1 protein-coding gene is annotated in these 1,513 nt (G+C 51.3%); it reads right to left on the reverse strand.

Annotated elements, in window-relative coordinates; all coding sequences use genetic code 11:
* Nucleotides 1–184: 184 nt before the first annotated feature.
* Nucleotides 185–1,327, reverse strand: a complete 1,143-nt coding sequence (locus NATSA_RS15285) for an InlB B-repeat-containing protein (protein ID WP_210513487.1) — start codon at nt 1,325–1,327, stop codon at nt 185–187.
* Between the last annotated feature and the right edge of the window lie 186 nt (nt 1,328–1,513).

The raw sequence follows: 1,513 nt of genomic DNA on the forward strand, positions 1-1,513 counted from the left end.
TCATCTTCCTTGTCCGAGCCAAATATGCCGCAACCACTCACGATCACAAGTAAGGCTAACCATACCAAAGCTGTTTTTTTCATAGTTTCTATCCCTGAAGTTGGTTTATAAATCCGACCCGCTTACGCGGGTTTGGTGCGCCTGCCCGTCCTGCGGAACGGTCAGGCAAAGTGTCAAAGTGGTGTTAATCCTTAGTGCAACGCACAGAGACTCCGATCGCCCGAATGTCGCTGCCCATGCTGGCAAAGCTGCTATCGAAGACCAGGCGCCGAGCGTCGCTACCAGATACAGAACTTGACCAATAGTCGCCGTAGGAGCCGACATCGAAGAGCGAACCACTGCTGTAGTGGCGGAAGCCCGCCAGGGGCAGTTTCAGTGGAGAGTTGAGTGCGCCGGATGCGTTGTTACTGCTCCAGCTGTTTCTTTCAGCATTCCACTCTGCCTCAGTTGGCAACCGGTAGCCCGCCGGACATGGATTGTTGATCCCGTTTACCCCCTGCCACAGATCATCGTTTTGTGGACTGCGCCAATCCCAATTGGCATCACTGCTACTTGTTATAAAACTGCCATGGCCCGGCTGGTCGGAGCTGCTCAATGTGGAAGTAGTAGGAGAGTTGCGCTTCTGGTGTCCGTCGGCACCGCGACCCCACTGGTACAAATCGCCGTAGGCCTCAGAATCCGTAGACGACGTCGCCGCACGGCTGGCCCCCAGGTTACGGTCCATCCAGGTGCGACCCGTCTCAGGATTGGTGACCTCGACAACTTCGGTTTCGGTGTCCCCGGATCCGTTGCCATTGTCTTCCTGCTCAAAGTTTGCCGTCACGCTCTTCTCCTCATCCACGGTAATTTCAACAGATCTGTCCCCTCCCTCAACATCACCGCTCCACTCCACAAAAAACCAACCCTCATCGGGAACGGCCGTAAGCCGGACAAGTGTCCCATGCTCATAGTCGGCCGTTTTTTGTTGGATTACTTCCTCCTGAACACTTCCTTCGCCCTCTATGGTGATATTTAACGGGTATTCACGCCTTTCGAAATGGCCAATGACCATCAAATTTTCTTCAATACGCAGATTTACCGGATTGACGGTCATGTTCAGATCACCCTCCCAGCGTACAAATTGCCAGCCTTCGTTGGCCTCGGCACGCAAATTGATCTGTTCGCCATCCTCATATTCACCATCCGATGGGATAATGGTTCCTCCTTCCGATGGTGAAGCGGTAGTAGTCAGGGTGTAAGTTGTAGGGTCACTGTCAAATAGTCCGCAGGAGGTCATTACAACCACTGCAAATAAAATTGTAATTGTAGCGTAACTGTGTTTTCTCATAACATGATCCCATTTTTAGTCAGAAATAACTTTTTGATAAAACCTACTCAACATGCAATAGTCCCGGCTCAGACTCTTTGAATGAGGCTGCCTGACCGCAACGATTGGTAATAAAATACTCCGGATTTTGTGTGGTTGACCTGCTCATGGTCAATTCAAGAGGTGGATCTATACGCTCAACGTGCA

The organism is Natronogracilivirga saccharolytica (assembly GCF_017921895.1).
In the GTDB taxonomy this organism is placed as follows: Bacteria; Bacteroidota; Rhodothermia; order Balneolales; family Natronogracilivirgulaceae; genus Natronogracilivirga; species Natronogracilivirga saccharolytica.

What these genes read in the sequence shown, in the direction of transcription:
- NATSA_RS15285 (WP_210513487.1), bottom strand. Translation starts at nt 1,327, where the DNA reads ATGAGAAAACACAGTTACGCTACAATTACAATTTTATTTGCAGTGGTT.